This window comes from Microbacterium sp. 5K110 (genome assembly GCF_005774735.1).
Lineage (GTDB): Bacteria > Actinomycetota > Actinomycetes > Actinomycetales > Microbacteriaceae > Microbacterium.
In genome coordinates this window covers 16,682-32,720 of record NZ_VBUM01000035.1, presented here as the reverse complement: position 1 = coordinate 32,720, position 16,039 = coordinate 16,682, and the positions used below count along the sequence as shown (strand labels likewise).

The window sequence follows — 16,039 nt, the reverse complement described above, 5'->3', positions numbered from 1 at the left end:
CCGCTGATGTGGCCGTCGAGGAGCCGGTGGTCGCGGAACCGACGACCGACTCCGGCGATTCCGTGGCCCCGACGGAATCGATGACCGAGTCCGACGAGCCGGTGGCCGCGGAGCCGGTCGCCGATGCACCGTTGGTCGGCGCTGAGGCTGCGACGGACGGAGCGGTGGCCTCCGAGTCCGCGCCCGACGAAGCGGCGGTCTCCGAGCCCGAGCCCGTGGCCGCGGAGCCGGCGGTCCAGCCGGTGTCTGAGGATTCGGCGGCCGAGGTGTCTGACGAGCTCGCTGCCGAGCCGGGTGCCGGGAGCATCGGTTTCGGGTTGCGCGAGACGGATGACTCCGACTCGACGATCAGTCAGGACCCGACGCCGGCGGATGCACCGCTCGAGGAGCCGGTCGTCGAAGAGCCGGCGGCCGAGGAGTCGGTGATCGCTGAGCCCGAGGTCTCCGAGGACCGATCCGACACGGCATCGTCGGCCGTTGCCGTCGAGGCGCCCGATGCCGACGCCGACGTCCCGGCACTGCGGTTGCGCAGCGTGACGAAGACGTTCGGGGAGGTGCGCGCGGTCGATGGAATCGATCTGACCGTTCCCGCCGGCTCGTTCTACGGGCTCGTCGGCCCCAACGGCGCCGGGAAGACCACGACCCTCTCCATCATCGCGGGACTCCTGCGCTCCGACGGCGGCACGGTCGAGATCAACGGGATCGACGCGGCACGCCAGTCCCGCGCGGCCAAGAAGCTCATCGGCGTCCTGCCCGATCGTCTGCGCACCTTCGATCGTCTGACAGGCCGCCAGCTGTTGTCGTACTACGGCGCCTTGCGAGGGCTGCCCGCACCGGTCGTCGAAAGCCGCGCAGCGGATCTGGCTCGCGCCTTCGACCTCGTCGAGGCCCTCGGGCGTCCGGTGTCGGACTACTCGGCGGGAATGACCAAGAAGGTGATGCTCGCGGGGGCCATGATCCACTCGCCGCGCCTGCTCGTCCTCGACGAACCCTTCGAGGCGGTGGACCCGGTGTCGAGCGCGGTGATCCTCGACATCCTGCGCGCCTACGTCGACCACGGCGGAACGGTGATCCTCTCCAGCCACGGCATGGAACTCGTGGAGCGGGTGTGTTCGCGCGTCGCGGTGATCGTGTCCGGTCAGGTCCTCGCCGAGGGCACGATCGACGAGGTGCGCGGCGGTTCGACGCTCGAGGAACGTTTCCTCGAGCTCGCGGGTGGCCTCGGCGACGTGGAGGGGCTCGAGTGGTTGCACACGTTCTCCGCCTAAGACTCGCGATGATGCTCGGCGCCCTCCGGGGCGACCGGGATCACGTTCTCCGTCGTGCGGTCGGGCTGTTCGTGCTGGTCGCGGGAACGGTCTTCGCCGTCATCAACGTCGTCGCTCTCGCCGACGCGAACCGGCTGACGACGGCGGTGGTGACCGTGCTCGCGGGTTCCGCGGTCACGCTCGGTTTCGCGATCGCGCCGCCGGTGACGGCATCCGTCGATCCGCTCGATCCGCGGCGCTTCGCCGTCGTCGGCGCAGAGCCGCGTCCCCTCGCGGCCTCGCTGTTGCTGGCGGGGCTGCTCAGCGTGCCGGTGCTGGTCGTCCTCGTCCTCGCCGTGAGCCTCGCGGTGGCGTGGACAGCGCAGGGCGCGTCCGTCGTGGCGAGCGTGACCTCGATCGTGCTCGGGATCGTCACGTGCGTCCTCCTCGCGCGGGTGAGCATGGCGCTCGGGGCCCTCGTGCGCCGGCCGCGCCAATCGCGTGAGCTCATCGGCGTCTACCTCGTCGCCGTCCTCGTGGTGGTCGTGCCGGTCGGCATCTTCTTCGGGTCTCTCGAGTGGCGGGACGCCGTGCCGACGCAGTTGGTGTCCGCCGCCGAGGTGCTCGCCTGGACGCCCGTGGGCGCCGCATGGAGCATCGCTTTGGCGCCGAGCACCGGTGCGGCGATCGGCAGCGTCGTCGTGGCGCTGGCGACCGTCGCCCTGCTCGCGGCGGCGTGGTTCGCGCTCGTCCGCATCCTGCTGACCACCACACCGCGTCCGGTCACGGTGCGCGAGCGCGCGGGCCTCGGATGGTTCGCGCTCCTGCCGGGCACCCCCGGAGGAGCCGTCGCGGCGCGCAGTCTCTCGTACTGGCTGCGCGATCGTCGCTACGTCGTGAACGTCGTCGTCGTGCCGATCGCCGCGGTCCTCTCGACCCTTCCGCTGATCGTCGCCGGCGTCCCGATCGAGCTCGCGGTGCTGCTGCCCGCGCCGATCATCGCGCTGTTCCTCGGCTGGCTGCCGCACAACGACCTCGCGTACGACTCGACGGCGCTGTGGATGCACATCGCCAGCGGGGTGCGCGGTCTTCCGGATCGACTCGGGCGGCTCGTCCCGGTCGTGCTCATCGCCCTTCCGCTCCTGGCCGTGGCGATCCCGCTCGCGATCGCGGTCCACGGACGGTGGGCATTCGCTCCGGCGCTCGTCGGCGTGTGTGCCGCCCTGTTCCTGTCGGGGCTCGGGCTGTCCAGCATCTCCTCCGTCGTCGCCCCCTACGCCGTCTCGCGGCCGGGCGACAGCCCGTTCCAGCAGCCGCAGCGCACGGGGTCCGGCGGGGTCCTGGCCCAAGGCCTCGTGATGGCGGGGGCTCTCGTCGCCGCAGCCCCCGCGCTCTGGTTCGCCTGGCAAGCGGTCGCCTCCGACACCGCGGACGCGTTCCTGGCGCTCTGGGCAGGGCTGGCGGCCGGCGGGGTCGTCCTGATCGCGGGGATCGCGATCGGGGCCGCGCAGTTCGAACGCCGCGGCACCCGGCTGATGGAGTTCGCCGAGGCGACCTGACGGCCGGATCCACCCCCGCCGGACCGTCCGCGGCTACACTGACTCATCATGAGTACGCCTCTCGACCGTCCGGACAGCGGGGGTCTTGCGACCCTGGATCGTGAGCTCGAAGAGCTCATCCGCGAGGAGAACATCGAGCCGGGCGATCACGAGCGGTTCTCGCACTACGTCAAGAAGGACAAGATCCTCGAATCCGCACTGACGGGCAAGCCGGTGCGAGCGCTGTGCGGCAAGAAGTGGACCCCGGGTCGTGATCCCGAGAAGTTCCCCGTGTGCCCGCAGTGCAAAGAGATCTACGAGTCGCTCAACACCTGATCCGCGCGGCGCTCACGCGATGGTGATCGACGTCGTCGACGACGTCGACCCGTCGCTTCCGTACAGAGCCAGCGTGAACGTGTAGGTGCCGGCCGGCACCGGGAAGTCGTTCTCGCCCGGGTACCACCGCAGGTCCTGTGCGTAGCCGCCGATCGTGATCGTGAGGGCGCCGCTGAGCGTCGACGATCCCAGCGGGCCCGTGACCTGCACGGTGTACGGCAGCACCGCGACGCTCGGGTCCGGGTTCGGCCACCACGTGATGTCCTGGTCGTAGTTCGCGCACACGTAGACCACGAGCGGGCCGCGGTTCGTTCCGGTGGCGGGGTCGTACTTCGAGGCGTTCTGCACCGTGTATCCGGGGTTGATGCGCAGCTTCGACACCGGGACGCTGCCCCCGGACTGCGCCGACGCGGGCACCGAGGTGGCGGCGACGAGGGGAACGACCCACGCCGCGGTCGTCAGGATGGCGCGACGCGTGGGCGCTGATCGCGGTGTCGACGGGGCATCGTCGGTCATGGGGCTCTCCGTTCGGTGCGCGGCAAGCTCGGGGAGCCGGCGCGCGGCACGGCCTCGACCCGGCGAGGTTCCCACGCTAAGGAAGGTGCGAGCCTCCTACGGGTTCCCGCGGCTGATCCTCGCCCGCCACGGCGACGCTTTCACCCGCAGCCCGCGCCCGGCGCGTCAGGCCTCGACGTATTCCGTGGGCAAGGCCGGGTCCGACCGGCTCAACGCGAGCGCACGGACCGGGAGCTCTGCGCGCACGCGGGCGTGGTGGGCGCGAGCGGCGACGACGCCCTCGGGACCGAGCGCCGCGGCATCCGCCTCTCCGGCGACCATGAGCGGTACCTGCAGGGGTCGCGCGTCCGGGTGTTCGGCCGCCGTCGAGAGGTCCTCGAACCCGTCGCTCACCACGATCAATTCGGACGTGGCGGTGCCGTCGTCGAGGGTGCGGAACGCGGCTTTGCGTCCGCCGTGGGACGCCTTCTGAGCCGAGGCCTTGGCCACGGGCACCCAGGACCCGTCGGTCGCCGCGCGCGCGACGAGCTTGAAGACCAGACCGGCGGTCGGAGTGCCCGACCCGGTGACGACGGACGTTCCGACGCCGTAGCTGTCGACGGGCGAAGCGGCGAGGGCAGCGATGGCGAACTCGTCGAGGTCGCTCGTGACGGTGATGCGCGTGTCGCGGGCGCCGAGGTCGTCGAGAAGCGTCCGCACCTCACCGGCGACGATCGGGAGATCCCCCGAATCGATGCGGACCCCGCCGAGCGAGGTTCCGGCGACCCGCACCGCCGTGCGCACGCCCTCGGCGATGTCGTACGTGTCGATCAACAGGGTCGTGCCCGTGCCGAGGGCTTCGATCTGCGAACGGAAGGCGTCCTCTTCGCTGTCGTGCAGCAGTGTCCACGCGTGCGCCGCGGTCCCCATGGTCGGCACGCCCCATCGGCGCCCCGCCTCGAGGTTGCTGGTCGCGGAGAATCCGGCGATGTACGCGGCACGGGCGGCAGCCACGGCCGACTCCTCGCCGGCTCGTCGCGAGCCCATCTCCGCCAGGGGCCGGTCGCCCGCGGCGACGCTCATCCGCGCTGCGGCCGTGGCGACGGCCGAGTCGACGTTGAGGACGCTGAGAGCCAGGGTCTCGAGGATGACGGCTTCGGCGAACGTGCCCTCGATGGTGAGCAGCGGCGAGCCGGGGAAGTAGATCTCGCCCTCGCGGTAGCCGGTGATCGAGCCCGTGAAGCGGTAGTCGGCGAGGAAGTCGAGGGTCGTGGCATCCACGATCCGGTTGTCGCGCAGGAACCGCAGCTCCTCGTCGCCGAAGCGGAAGTCACGGATGGCGTCGAGGAGTCGTCCCGTGCCCGCCACGACGCCGAACCTCCGCCCGCCGGACAAGCGTCGGCCGAACACCTCGAACACGCAGCGGCGATGCGCGGTGCCATCGCGGAGGCCCGCATCGAGCATCGTGAGTTCGTAGCGGTCGGTGTGCAGGGCCGTGCTGCGCGTCATGGCGCCAGCCTATTGCGGACCGGGTGGCCGCCGGCCCGCCGGGTAGGCTGGACGCCTATGAACGACGCGCCGATCGGCATCTTCGACTCGGGAGTCGGTGGTCTCACCGTCGCCCGCGCGGTCTCGGCGCAGTTGCCGCGGGAGTCGATCCTCTACATCGGCGACACCGCCCGCTCACCCTACGGCCCTCGGCCCATCGCCGAGGTCCGCCGCTATTCGCTCGAAGTGCTCGACACTCTCGTCGACCAGGGCGTGAAGATGCTCGTCATCGCGTGCAACACCGCCTCGGCCGCGGTGCTCCGCGACGCCCGGGAACGCTACGACGTGCCGGTCGTCGAGGTCATCGGTCCCGCCGTCCGCACCGCCATGTCCACGACGAGGAACGGCCGGATCGGCGTCATCGGAACGGTCGGCACCATCGGCTCCCGCGCGTACCAGGACATGCTCGAGGTGAACGAGCGGCTGACCGTGTTCGCGCAGGCCTGCCCGCGCTTCGTGGAGTTCGTCGAGGCGGGCATCACCGATTCCCCCGAAGTGCTCGCCGTCGCCGAGGAGTACCTCGCGCCGCTGCGCCACGCGGGGGTCGACACGCTTGTTCTGGGCTGCACGCACTACCCGTTCCTCGAGGGCGCCATCAGCTACGTGATGGGCCCCGAGGTGAGCCTGGTCTCCAGCGACAGCGAGACGGCGAAGGACGTCTACCGTCAGCTCGTCTCGCGCGACCTGCTCGCCGGACCGGATGCCGCTCCCGCGCACCGCTACGAGGCCACCGGCGATTCGGCCGACGATTTCCTGCGCCTGGCGCACCGACTCATGGGCCGCGAGGTGCGCGAGGTGCAGCTCGTGCAGACCGGCGCCATCGACCTGCCGCGCTGAGCCGCGGCATCCATCCCGTTCCCAGGAGGACCCATGACCGACACCCGCAAGGACGGCCGCGCCGTCGACGACCTGCGTCCCGTCACGATCGAGCGCGGCTGGTCGGCCCACGCCGAAGGTTCGGCGCTCATCACGTTCGGCGGCACGAAGGTGCTGTGCACCGCCTCGTTCACCAACGGCGTCCCGCGCTGGCTCACCGGCAAGGGCAAGGGCTGGGTCACGGCGGAGTACGCGATGCTCCCGCGCGCCACGAACAGCCGCAACGACCGCGAGAGCATCAAGGGCAAGGTCGGCGGTCGCACCCATGAGATCTCGCGTCTGATCGGCCGGGCGCTGCGCGCGGTCGTCGACACCAAGGCGCTGGGCGAGAACACGATCGTGATCGACTGCGACGTCCTGCAGGCCGACGGTGGCACCCGCACCGCGGCGATCACGGGGGCGTACGTCGCTCTCGCGGATGCCATCGCGTGGGGACGCGAGAAGAAGTTCATCGCGCAGCGCTCCGAGGTGCTCTTCGACTCGGTGTCGGCGGTCTCGGTCGGCATCGTCGACGGCACGCCGCTGCTCGACCTCGCGTACGTCGAGGACGTCCGGGCCGAGACCGACATGAACGTCGTCGTCACCGGTCGCGGCCTCTTCGTCGAGGTGCAGGGCACGGCCGAGGGCGCGCCCTTCGACAAGGCCGAGCTCGACCGGCTGCTCGAACTCGGCGTGAACGGCTGCGCGCAGCTGCGCGACCTGCAGACCGCAGCGCTCGAGGGCTGACATGGCCCGCATCGTGCTCGCGACGCACAACCCGCACAAGGTCGAGGAGTTCCAGGCGATCGTGGCGGCCACGCGCCCGGATCTCGAGGTGATCGGTTACGACGGCCCCGAACCCGTCGAAGACGGAGTGACCTTCGCCGCGAACGCCCTCATCAAGGCCCGTGCGGCAACCGCGCACACGGGGCTGCCGTCCCTCGCCGACGACTCGGGTGTCGCCGTCGACGTCCTGGGCGGTTCGCCGGGAGTGTTCTCGGCGTACTGGGCCGGTCACCAGAAGGATGCCGGGGCGAACCTGCACCTTCTGCTGGACCAGCTGTCGGACGTCGCCGATCCGCACCGCACGGCGCAGTTCGTCTCGGTGATCGCGCTCGTTCGTCCCGACGGCACCGAGTCCACCGTCGAGGGACGCTGGCCGGGACGCCTGGCGACCGCGCCGGCCGGCCCGGGTGGTTTCGGGTACGACCCGATCTTCGTCCCCGACGGCCAGACCGTCGGGGGAGAGCGCACCGTCGGCGAGTGGTCGGCGGAGGAGAAGAACGCGCATTCTCACCGGGCGCGCGCATTCCGCAACCTGGTGCCCCTCTTGCAGACACTCTGATCTGTTAGACACAGGAGGTGGATCGCGTGCCATCCGTGTCGATCATCGTTCCCGCCTTCAACGAGGAGGCGGTGATCGGGCGGTGCCTGGAGGCGGTCCTGGCCCAGACGGTGCGGCCGGCCGAGGTGATCGTCGTCGACAACAGGTCGACGGATGCCACGCGCGAGATCGTGGCGGCGATCATCGCCGACAATCCCGGTGCCGGCATCCGTCTGGTCCGCCAGGACGACCGGCAGGGTCTCATCCCGACGCGGAACGCGGGGATGGATGTCGCGATCGGCGACGTCCTGGGGCGGATCGACGCCGATACGACGCTGAAGCCGGACTGGGTCGCCCAGGTGACCCGGGTGTTCGCCGACCCGGCAACCGACGCCGTGTCGGGACCGATGGAGTACTACGACCTGCCGCTGCGTTCGGTCGGGCACCAGATCGACGATCATTTGCGCCGGTTGCAGGTGCGTCTCGCCGGCGACTTCGTCTTCCTCTTCGGCAGCAACATGGCCGTCCGCGCGGAAGCCTGGCGACGGGTGCGCCCGCATCTCTGCGACGACGTGGCCGACGTGATGCACGAAGACCTCGACATCGCGATCCACCTCGCGTGGGCGGGATGCCGGATCGGCTACGACTCCGGCGTGGTCGCCGGGATGTCGGCGCGTCGGGTGGACGACCGACCACGCGACTTCCGCAAGTACGTCGAGCGGTTCGAGAACACGTATTCCTCGCACGGCATCCGGGATCTGCGGCTTCGCGCACCGATGGCGGTCTTCCTCGGCGTGTATCCCGCTCTGCACACGCACCGGGCCATCCAGCGCCAGTTGGCGGGCCTCCGACGCTGAGGCCGGGAGCGAGAGCGATATCCGCTCTCATTCCCGAGTTCCGCGAAAACACGCGCCGGAGCGGGGCCGCACGTAGCCTGGATCCATGCACGATCACGCGCCCGCCGGCGGTATCCGCGACGCAAGCCACCGTCGTCTGCTCGGCGTCGCCCTCGGGTTGACGGCGACGGTCATGGTCGTGCAGGTCGTGGGCGCGATCCTCACCGGCTCTCTTGCCCTGCTGGCGGACGCCGCCCACATGTTCACCGACGCCGCGGCCCTGGTCGTCGCGCTCATCGCGACGGCGATCGCCGCGCGACCGGCCGACGATCGGCGCACGTACGGCTACCAGCGCGCCGAGGTGCTCGGGGCGCTCGTGAACGCGATCGTGCTGATCGTGCTCAGCCTGGGTGTCGCGTTCGAAGCCGTGCAGCGTCTGCTCGCGCCGGCGGATGCCGAGGTCCAGGGCGGGCTCATGCTCGTCGTCGCCGTCGTGGGCCTGCTGGCCAACGCGGTGTCGATGTGGCTGCTCGGGCGTGCGCAGAAGACCAGTATCAACGTGCGGGGTGCCTATCTCGAGGTCCTCGGCGACCTCATCGGATCGGCTGCTGTCATCGTCGCGGCGGTCGTGATCGTGACGACCGGGTTCGTGCAAGCGGATGCCATCGCCTCGCTGTTCATCGCCGTGCTCATCGTGCCGCGGGCGATCGGTCTGCTGCGCGAGGTCGTGGTGGTCCTGACCGAGTCGGCGCCCACGGGCGTGCAGGTGGCCGAGATCCGGCAGCACCTGCGTCAGGCCGAGGGCGTCGTGGACGTGCATGACGTGCACGTGTGGCAGCTCACCCGCGGTGCCCCGGTGTTCAGCGCCCATGTCGTCGTCGAGGAGCAGGCTCTCGCGGACGGTCGCGCCGCCCGCATCCTCGCGTCCCTCCAGGAGTGCCTCGCCGACCACTTCGACGTGGAGCACTCCACGTTCCAGATCGAACCCGCCGGTCACGTCGAGCACGACGCGCAGCACGCGTAGGACTCAGTCTTCGCGCACGACGTCGCCCGGGTCCTTGTCGGGGCGCAGACCCCGCCACCGCGCCTGGCGCAGGATGCCGCCGGGGGTGAACTCCGCGAACTCCACTTCGCCCACGAGGTCGGGGCGCACCCACAGCGCGTCACTCGCGTCCGCGGCCGGAACGCCCACGAAGGGGTCGGTGTCGGTGCGGAGCGGTTCGAGGAGATCGGACAGGGCAGCGAGGGTCCGCTCTCCGAATCCCGAGCCCACGCGCCCGGCGTAGCGCAGACCGTCGGGGGAGGGCACCCCCACCAGGAGCGAGCCGATCGTTCCCGATCGGTTGCCCTTCCCGGGTCGGATGCCGCCGATGACGACCTCCTGGGTGCGGGAGTGCTTGATCTTCAGCCACCGGTCGGACCGCTCGCCGCCCCGGTAGGGGGAGCCGGGGTCCTTGACGACGATGCCCTCGAGGCCGAACCGTCCGCTCGTCGTCAGCGCGGCTTCGATGTCGTCGAACACCGGCGGCACGACGACGGCGGGCGTGGCCGTGCGGGCGAGGTCTTCGAGGATGTCGCGGCGCTCTGCGAGCGGCAGATCGGTGACGTCGCGACCGCCCGCTTCGAGGACGTCGAAGAGGTACAGGTGTACGGGGGTTCGAGCGGACTCACGGGCGATCTCGGCGGGCCGGGTGAGATTCATCCGCTTCTGCAGCAGGGGAAAACTCGGTCGCCCGGCAGAGTCCACCGCGACGATCTCGCCGTCGACGATCGCGGGGGTGGGTCCGAGCCCGAGGTCGACGGCGGTCAACTCGGGGTACGCGTCCGTGAGGTCGTTGCCGTTGCGGGAGCGCAACCGGAGGCGTTCGCCGTCCCACAGCCCGGTTCCCCGAATGCCGTCCCACTTCATCTCGACCCACTCCCGGCCCCAGCGACGGGCCGCGGCCCGCGCCAGACCGTCCGTCACGGCGGTCGCGAGCATCGGGCGGAGGTCGGCCGCGACGGGCGCGGCGGACGCGTCGAGCTCCCGCGGCGGAGCGGGTGACGGATCGTCGCGGGGGATCACGACCGCACCGTCGGCCTGGGGCCGGCCGTCGGCATCCGTCTTCATCCGGTGCAGGAGCCACTGAGATTTCTCGCCCGCGCCCTCGGTGCGGATCAGGGCCAGGCGGACACGCCCGAGAGGACCGTCCGGGCGGCCCTCGAGGGTGGCGATGACCTCGTCGTCGCGCCACTTCTCGAGCTCGTACCGACCGGTGTCCCAGACGGTCATGGTGCCGGCGCCGTACTGTCCTCGAGGGATCTCGCCCGCGAAATCGAGGTACTGCATCGGGTGGTCCTCGGTCATGACGGCCAGGCTGTTCCGCTCCGAGGTGGCCGGCACGCCCTTGGGGACGGCCCAACTGACGAGCACCCCGTCGCGCTCGAGTCGCAGGTCCCAGTGCAGGCGCGAGGCGTGGTGCTCCTGGATGACGAACCGTGGCAGACCCTCGTCGCCGGTGGCGGGGTGCGCTGCCGCCGGTACCGGTTCGGGCGTGCGTCCCGCCGTGCGCTTGGCGATGTACGCGCGCAGGGGCCCGTCGAGGGGATCGATGCGGGCGAGCGGGTCGTCGGCGCGCTCGAGCACCTCGTGGAAGAGCAGGTGGCGGAGCCCCGGATCGTCGAGCTCGTCCCACGTGCGCGGAGCGGCGACGGTGGGCTCGGCGCGACCGCGGAGCGAGTACGGGGCGATCGTCGTCTTGGAGCCGTTGTTCTGGCTCCAATCGATGAACACCTTGCCCGGCCGCACGGCCTTGGCCATCTGGCTGACCACGAGGTCCGGGTGGTCGGCTTCGATCGACCGGGCGAGCTCTTTCGCTACGGCGCTCACGGTGTCGCTGGTCTGCCGGCCGTCGAGGTGGGCGTACAGGTGGATGCCCTTGCTGCCGCTCGTGACGGGCATCGGGTCCAGGCCCATGTCGCGCAGGATCGATCGCGCCCATCGCGCGACCTCGGCGCATTCGAGAAGCCCGACGCCCGGACCGGGGTCGAGGTCGAGGACGAGCCGGTCCGGGTTCAGCCGAGTCCCTGCGGCGTCGAACCGCCACTGCGGCACGTGCAGCTCGAGGCTCGCGACTTGCGCGAGGTAGACCAGGGTCGGCACGTCCTCTACGAGCGGGTAGTCCTTCGCCCCCGAGGAGTGGTCGATCGGATGCCGCGGCACCCACGCCGGAGCACCCGGTTCGAGCGCCTTCGCGAAGAACGGTTCCCCGGGAGCGGCCGCGGTCCCCACCCCGTCGGGCCAGCGCTTGCGGGTCACGGGACGGGCGCGCACGTGCGGGAGGAGTCTCGGGGCGATACGGCTGTAGTAGTCGATGACCTCGCCCTTGGTGGTCCCCGTCTCGGGATAGAGCACTTTGTCGAGGTTCGACAGGCGCAGCCGGCGGCCCTCGATGCGCACCGTCTGCTCGGTCATCGCCCCAGCGTAAGCGGCGGTGCTCCGAGGGGGCGCACAACTCCTGCAGGGAGTGCCCGGAGGTGCCGGCGCCGCCCGGCCTGCGGCTTCGTGCAGGAGTTGTGCAGCATCTCGGGCGCAACCTCTCGGCATCCGGGCCCCTTCCGGTGTTCACTGGGACCATGCGATCGATCTGGAAGGGTGCACTGACCTTCGGCCTGGTCAACGTGCCGGTGAAGGTGTACTCGGCGACCGAGGACCACGACGTGCCCCTGCACCAGGTGCACAACAAGGACGGGGGACGGATCCGCTACCAGCGGATCTGCGAGGTGGACGGCGAAGTCGTCCCCTATCAGGACATCGACCGGGCGTATGACGACGGCGAGCAGACGGTCGTCCTGACCAAGGACGATCTCGCGTCGCTCCCCAGCGAACGCAGCCGCGAGATCGAGGTGGTGGAGTTCGTCCCCAGCGACCAGGTCGACCTCCTCACACTCGACAAGGCGTACTACCTCGAACCCGACTCGACGTCGCCGAAGGCCTACGTCCTGCTGCGCAAGACGCTCGAGCAGACCGACCGCACCGCGATCGTGCGGTTCTCGCTCCGGCAGAAGACGCGGCTCGCGGCGCTGCGTACGCGCGGCGACGTGCTCGTGCTCCAAACGCTGCTCTGGGCCGACGAAGTGCGCGAGGCCGCCTTCCCCGCGCTCGACGACGACGTCCGCATCTCGGCGAAAGAGCTGGAGATGTCGGCCTCGCTCGTCGAGAGCTTCTCGAAGGACTTCGATGCCGAGGAATTCGGTGACGAGTATCAGCGCGAGCTGCGCACGTTGATCGACGCGAAGCTCGAGCAGGGCGACGCGATCGACACCGCGGCGACGTTCGGCGAGCAGGATGCCGACGACGACGGCGGCGAGGTCATCGATCTGATGGAGGCACTGCGCGCCAGCGTCGAGCGCAGCCGCGCCGCGCGGGCGGGCACCGCTGACAAGCGTGAGCCGGCGAAGAAACCGGCGGGGAAGAAGAAGGCCTCGAAAGCGTCGTAGCCGCCGCGATCAGTGCGCGCGCTGGTCGCCGTCTTCGAGGGTCTTCGGGTCGAGCGTGAGTTCCTGAGCCTCGGCGTGCGACACGGACCCCCGACCCGCGGCGGCGTCGCGCTTGGCAGCGGCGCGCTCGCGGAAGTAGTGGATGCCGATGAAGATCGCCGTTCCGGCGACGGCGGCGAGCAGGATCACGTCGATGTACTCGGTGACGATGTCGCGCACGAAGGGGATGTAGCCCACGGCATAGCCGAGCATCGTGAGGCCGATGCCCCAGATGATCGCGCCGATGAGGTTGTAGAGCGTGTAGCGGCGCCACGGCATGTGCCCGACACCGGCGGCGATGGGCGCGAACGTGCGCACCACGGGAACGAAGCGGGCCAGGATGACGGTGATCCCGCCGAACCGCTCGAAGAACGCGTTCGTGCGTTCGACGTTCTTGCGGCTGAAGATCCCGGACTCTTTGCGCTCGAAGATCGATGGTCCGGCCTTGTGGCCGATGAAGTAGCCGACCTCGCCGCCGATGAAGGCGGCGACTCCGATGGCCAGGGCGACGAACCAGGCGTTGATGCCGAAGACGCCGTTCGGGGCGGCGGTGGTGGAGTGCGAGAGCAGTCCCGCCATGATCAGCAGGGTGTCTCCGGGCAGCAGGAAGCCGATCAGCAGGCCGGTCTCGGCGAAGATGATGAAACAGACCACCAGCAGCGCCCAGGGCTGGGAATTGGTGATGATGGCCGCCGGGTCGAGCCACGGGAGCAGGGCAGTGGGGTGGATCACATCGGTCCCGTCGGGTCGGAAGAATGCTGGTGCGGAGGAGAAGCCGTGCGGAAGGGGGGACTTGAACCCCCACGCCCGAAGGCACAGGAACCTAAATCCTGCGTGTCTGCCGGTTTCACCACTCCCGCGAGTGCCCTCATTCTATGGGCGCGCGGTCACGGCTCTATGTGAAGCTGCCGTCAAGACGCGATGACGGCACCTCCCAGGACGGTGAGCGCGGTGCGGGTCTCGTGAAGAGCCTCCGCCGGACCGGCGAAGGGATCGCGGTCGGCGACGGCGAGGTCGGCCCGCTCTCCGATGCGCAGGAGGCCGGTGCCGACTCCGAGGAGGGTCGCGGAGCCGCGCGTGTAGGCGTCGATCGCGGCCCCGAGGGGCAGCGACTCCTCGGGGCCGAGGGGTCCGGCATCCGGCTCACCCGGTGGGCGACGCGTGACGGCGACGGATCCCAGCCGCCGCCGACCACCCAGTCGCCGGGATGGGCGGACGCGAAGCGGCGGATGCGCGCGTCGATCTCGTCCAATGACGCGGCGCCCGCGAGGTCGCAGCGCAGGGCGTCCACCGCCCCGACGCCGAGGTGGACGTGCGCGTCGACGAACCCGGGCGTGACGAGTCCACCCGCGGCGTCGATCTCTTCGACGCCCGGGCCGACCGCGTCTCGCACGTCAGCGAGGTCGCCGATCGCGACGATCGTGCTTTCTCGGATGCCGATCGCCGCACGGTCCCGCGCGGAATCGGGCGCGAGGTCGGGCAGGAACGGGACGCCGTCGGCGATCACGAGAGAGGACATTCCTCCAGGGTGGCGATTCCCAGGCGCACACGCCGCGGGAATGCGGGGCGCCCGCGGGAACTTGGGACTTCGTATGAAGGCGATCGTGTACAGCACCCCCGGTGACTCCTCCGTCCTCTCGCTCGTGGAGCGGGAGGTCCCCGAACCCGCGGCGGGTGAGGTGCGCGTGCGCATCGCCGTCTCGGGCGTGAACCCGACCGACTGGAAGGCGCGGGCCTCGGTCGGCCGGCCGCTCGTCGCCGACGAAGTGACGCCGAATCAGGACGGTGCCGGCACGGTGGATGCCGTCGGCGACGGGGTGGACGACCTGGCCGTGGGGGATCGCGTGTGGGTCTATCTCGCCGCCCACCAGCGTCCGACCGGGACCGCAGCGGAGTACGCCGTGATCCCGGCCTCGCGCGCCGTGCCGCTGCCCGAGGCTGCGTCGTTCGAGCTGGGGGCGAGCCTCGGTGTTCCCGCCATGACGGCGCATCGCGCGCTCACCGTGCACGAGTTCGGGCCCGCACGTCTGTCGCCCGGCGCCCTGACCGGTCGCTCGGTTCTCGTTCAGGGAGGTGCGGGCGCGGTGGGCCACGCGGCGATCCAGCTCGCGGCGTGGGCGGGGGCGACCGTCATCGCCACCGTCAGCAGCGCCGAGAAGGAGGCTCTCGCGCGCGCGGCGGGCGCTCCCCACGTGCTGCGGTACACCGAGCCGGGTCTGGCCGACCGCATCCGCGAGATCGCCCCCGACGGCATCGACCACGTCGTCGAGGTCGCGATCGCCGACAACGCGGGTCTCGACGTGGAGGTGCTCGCCAACCACGGCTCGATCGGCTACTACGCCGACAACGGGGGCGACACCTTCACCGCTGCCGTCCGCGAGAGCTTCGCGAAGAACGCGCGGTGGCAGGGATTGCTGCTGTACACGGTGGGCGAGGATGCCTTGGCCGCCGCGGCCGAGGACGTGTCGGCCGCTGTCGCCGACGGCGCGCTCCCGGTGGGGGAGGAGAGCGGACTGCCGCTCACCTGGTTCGCCCTCGACGAGACCGCTGCCGCGCACGACGCCGTCGAGGCGGGCGTGACCGGGAAGGTGCTCATCCGGGTGTGAAGCGGGCCCCGGCGTTCCGGGTCGGGTCGGCGGGTCTCCGCGGCGGCGTCCGGTCGCGTCAGCGCTCTGCCGAGGGCCCGCGCTCCGTGGCAGAGGGGCGGACGGCGAGGATCACGGTCACGATCGTCAGCACGACGGCGGCGAAGGACAGGGCGAACGGGCTGCCTCCGCGGTGGGCGACCGCCCCGACGACGGCACCGCCGACGAGCGACGACCACAGCAGGAGCGGTCGCCGCCAGGCGCGGCGGGATCCTCCGGTGGCCGCGGCCGCGAGGGCCAGGCCGAGGCTGACGAGTGTCCCGGTCGAGTAGGTGATCGCTACGCGGGCTCGTCCGTCGGCGAGGAAGAGCGTGTTGAGCGCGCCCATCCCCGCCGCGAGCAGGGCCACCCGCCAGAGCGTCGTCTCGCCGCCGAAAGCGAGCACGGCGACCAGGGCGACCGCCACCGTCGCGCCCCCGACGATCCATGCCCGCGGACGGGCGAGGAGCGTGGCCGCCACGCCCCCGACGGCGACGCCGAAGACGAAGGCGGCAATGATCCCCGCCGAGGCGAGAGCCACCGCGGCGCCGGGACCGAAGACCTCGACGGCGGCCTGGGTGGAGTTGCCGCTCATGAACGAGACGAACAGCCCACCGGTGTCCAGGAACCCGATGGCATCCACGTATCCGGCGACGCCGGCGAGGGCGGCCGAGATCGCGAGGGCCCCGCGATCGACGTCCTTCACGTGGTGTTCTCC

The 16,039-nt window shown here is 70.8% G+C and carries 16 protein-coding genes, 1 tRNA gene and 1 pseudogene; 10 read left to right on the top strand and 8 right to left on the bottom strand.

Annotated features, from left to right (window positions below):
* The 3 genes from FE256_RS09785 to FE256_RS09775 form a co-directional block, all read left to right on the top strand.
* On the top strand, nt 1-1,268 hold a 1,268-nt coding region (locus FE256_RS09785), incomplete at its 5' end, for an ABC transporter ATP-binding protein (protein WP_502704857.1).
* Between the two features lie 11 nt (nt 1,269-1,279).
* Entirely contained in the window at nt 1,280-2,806 is a 1,527-nt protein-coding gene (locus FE256_RS09780) for a hypothetical protein (protein WP_252370968.1), read from the top strand.
* 48 nt (nt 2,807-2,854) lie between these two features.
* The gene (locus tag FE256_RS09775; RefSeq protein WP_076490174.1) at nt 2,855-3,121 is read left to right on the top strand and encodes a DUF3039 domain-containing protein; all 267 of its coding nucleotides are present in this window, start codon (nt 2,855-2,857) and stop codon (nt 3,119-3,121) included.
* A 12-nt stretch (nt 3,122-3,133) separates the two neighbouring features.
* On the opposite strand, the gene FE256_RS09770 is transcribed toward FE256_RS09775, so the two are convergent.
* Together FE256_RS09770 and FE256_RS09765 are read right to left on the bottom strand one after the other, a co-directional pair.
* A complete protein-coding gene (locus tag FE256_RS09770; protein WP_138175131.1) occupies nt 3,134-3,637 on the bottom strand; it encodes a hypothetical protein in 504 nt (167 codons plus the stop codon).
* Between the two features lie 165 nt (nt 3,638-3,802).
* Nucleotides 3,803-5,125: a nicotinate phosphoribosyltransferase gene (locus FE256_RS09765; RefSeq protein WP_138175129.1), complete on the bottom strand. Its 1,323-nt coding sequence runs from the start codon at nt 5,123-5,125 to the stop codon at nt 3,803-3,805.
* A gap of 57 nt (nt 5,126-5,182) precedes the next feature.
* On the opposite strand from FE256_RS09765, the gene murI reads away from it, so the two are divergent.
* From murI to FE256_RS09740, 5 genes are all read left to right on the top strand, one after another.
* The gene (gene murI / locus FE256_RS09760; RefSeq protein ID WP_138175127.1) at nt 5,183-6,001 is read left to right on the top strand and encodes a glutamate racemase; all 819 of its coding nucleotides are present in this window, start codon (nt 5,183-5,185) and stop codon (nt 5,999-6,001) included.
* A 33-nt stretch (nt 6,002-6,034) separates the two neighbouring features.
* Nucleotides 6,035-6,766: a ribonuclease PH gene (rph, locus tag FE256_RS09755; protein WP_138175125.1), complete on the top strand. Its 732-nt coding sequence runs from the start codon at nt 6,035-6,037 to the stop codon at nt 6,764-6,766.
* A gap of 1 nt (nt 6,767) precedes the next feature.
* On the top strand, nt 6,768-7,364 hold the full coding sequence (rdgB, locus tag FE256_RS09750; protein WP_138175123.1) for an RdgB/HAM1 family non-canonical purine NTP pyrophosphatase: 597 nt from the start codon (nt 6,768-6,770) through the stop codon (nt 7,362-7,364).
* Between the two features lie 26 nt (nt 7,365-7,390).
* Nucleotides 7,391-8,200, top strand: a complete 810-nt coding sequence (locus FE256_RS09745; RefSeq protein ID WP_252370967.1) for a glycosyltransferase family 2 protein — start codon at nt 7,391-7,393, stop codon at nt 8,198-8,200.
* 85 nt (nt 8,201-8,285) lie between these two features.
* Entirely contained in the window at nt 8,286-9,203 is a 918-nt protein-coding gene (locus tag FE256_RS09740; RefSeq protein ID WP_138175119.1) for a cation diffusion facilitator family transporter, read from the top strand.
* A 3-nt stretch (nt 9,204-9,206) separates the two neighbouring features.
* Here FE256_RS09740 and FE256_RS09735 read toward each other — a convergent pair whose 3' ends face one another.
* The gene (locus FE256_RS09735) at nt 9,207-11,633 is read right to left on the bottom strand and encodes an ATP-dependent DNA ligase (protein ID WP_138175117.1); all 2,427 of its coding nucleotides are present in this window, start codon (nt 11,631-11,633) and stop codon (nt 9,207-9,209) included.
* A gap of 161 nt (nt 11,634-11,794) precedes the next feature.
* Here FE256_RS09735 and ku point away from each other — a divergent pair, with 161 nt between their 5' ends.
* The gene (gene ku / locus FE256_RS09730; protein WP_138175115.1) at nt 11,795-12,658 is read left to right on the top strand and encodes a non-homologous end joining protein Ku; all 864 of its coding nucleotides are present in this window, start codon (nt 11,795-11,797) and stop codon (nt 12,656-12,658) included.
* A 9-nt stretch (nt 12,659-12,667) separates the two neighbouring features.
* On the opposite strand, the gene FE256_RS09725 is transcribed toward ku, so the two are convergent.
* The 4 genes and pseudogenes from FE256_RS09725 to FE256_RS18635 form a co-directional block, all read right to left on the bottom strand.
* Nucleotides 12,668-13,426 carry a DedA family protein gene (locus FE256_RS09725; RefSeq protein WP_138175141.1) on the bottom strand — a complete coding sequence of 253 codons (759 nt, stop codon included), beginning with the start codon at nt 13,424-13,426 and terminating at the stop codon, nt 12,668-12,670.
* 49 nt (nt 13,427-13,475) lie between these two features.
* A tRNA-Leu gene (locus FE256_RS09720) sits at nt 13,476-13,557 on the bottom strand.
* 51 nt (nt 13,558-13,608) lie between these two features.
* Nucleotides 13,609-13,806, bottom strand: a complete 198-nt coding sequence (locus FE256_RS18640) for an amidohydrolase family protein (protein ID WP_354646011.1) — start codon at nt 13,804-13,806, stop codon at nt 13,609-13,611.
* 120 nt (nt 13,807-13,926) lie between these two features.
* Nucleotides 13,927-14,216, bottom strand: a pseudogene (locus FE256_RS18635) (amidohydrolase family protein); the annotation flags it as partial.
* A gap of 73 nt (nt 14,217-14,289) precedes the next feature.
* On the opposite strand from FE256_RS18635, the gene FE256_RS09710 reads away from it, so the two are divergent.
* Nucleotides 14,290-15,303: an NADPH:quinone reductase gene (locus FE256_RS09710; protein ID WP_138175111.1), complete on the top strand. Its 1,014-nt coding sequence runs from the start codon at nt 14,290-14,292 to the stop codon at nt 15,301-15,303.
* 58 nt (nt 15,304-15,361) lie between these two features.
* Here the strand turns inward: FE256_RS09710 and FE256_RS09705 are convergent, their stop codons facing one another.
* Nucleotides 15,362-16,027, bottom strand: coding sequence for a YoaK family protein (locus FE256_RS09705; RefSeq protein ID WP_138175109.1), 666 nt, complete (start codon nt 16,025-16,027; stop codon nt 15,362-15,364).
* Nucleotides 16,028-16,039: the final 12 nt, after the last annotated feature.

Bases quoted from the DNA above. Each gene is read 5' to 3' on its own strand.
- FE256_RS09765 (WP_138175129.1), bottom strand. From the start codon at position 5,125: ATGACGCGCAGCACGGCCCTGCACACCGACCGCTACGAACTCACGATG.
- FE256_RS09770 (WP_138175131.1), bottom strand. From the start codon at position 3,637: ATGACCGACGATGCCCCGTCGACACCGCGATCAGCGCCCACGCGTCGC.
- ku (WP_138175115.1), top strand. From the start codon at position 11,795: ATGCGATCGATCTGGAAGGGTGCACTGACCTTCGGCCTGGTCAACGTG.
- rph (WP_138175125.1), top strand. From the start codon at position 6,035: ATGACCGACACCCGCAAGGACGGCCGCGCCGTCGACGACCTGCGTCCC.
- rdgB (WP_138175123.1), top strand. From the start codon at position 6,768: ATGGCCCGCATCGTGCTCGCGACGCACAACCCGCACAAGGTCGAGGAG.
- FE256_RS09775 (WP_076490174.1), top strand. From the start codon at position 2,855: ATGAGTACGCCTCTCGACCGTCCGGACAGCGGGGGTCTTGCGACCCTG.
- FE256_RS09780 (WP_252370968.1), top strand. From the start codon at position 1,280: ATGCTCGGCGCCCTCCGGGGCGACCGGGATCACGTTCTCCGTCGTGCG.
- FE256_RS09735 (WP_138175117.1), bottom strand. From the start codon at position 11,633: ATGACCGAGCAGACGGTGCGCATCGAGGGCCGCCGGCTGCGCCTGTCG.
- FE256_RS09710 (WP_138175111.1), top strand. From the start codon at position 14,290: ATGAAGGCGATCGTGTACAGCACCCCCGGTGACTCCTCCGTCCTCTCG.
- murI (WP_138175127.1), top strand. From the start codon at position 5,183: ATGAACGACGCGCCGATCGGCATCTTCGACTCGGGAGTCGGTGGTCTC.
- FE256_RS09740 (WP_138175119.1), top strand. From the start codon at position 8,286: ATGCACGATCACGCGCCCGCCGGCGGTATCCGCGACGCAAGCCACCGT.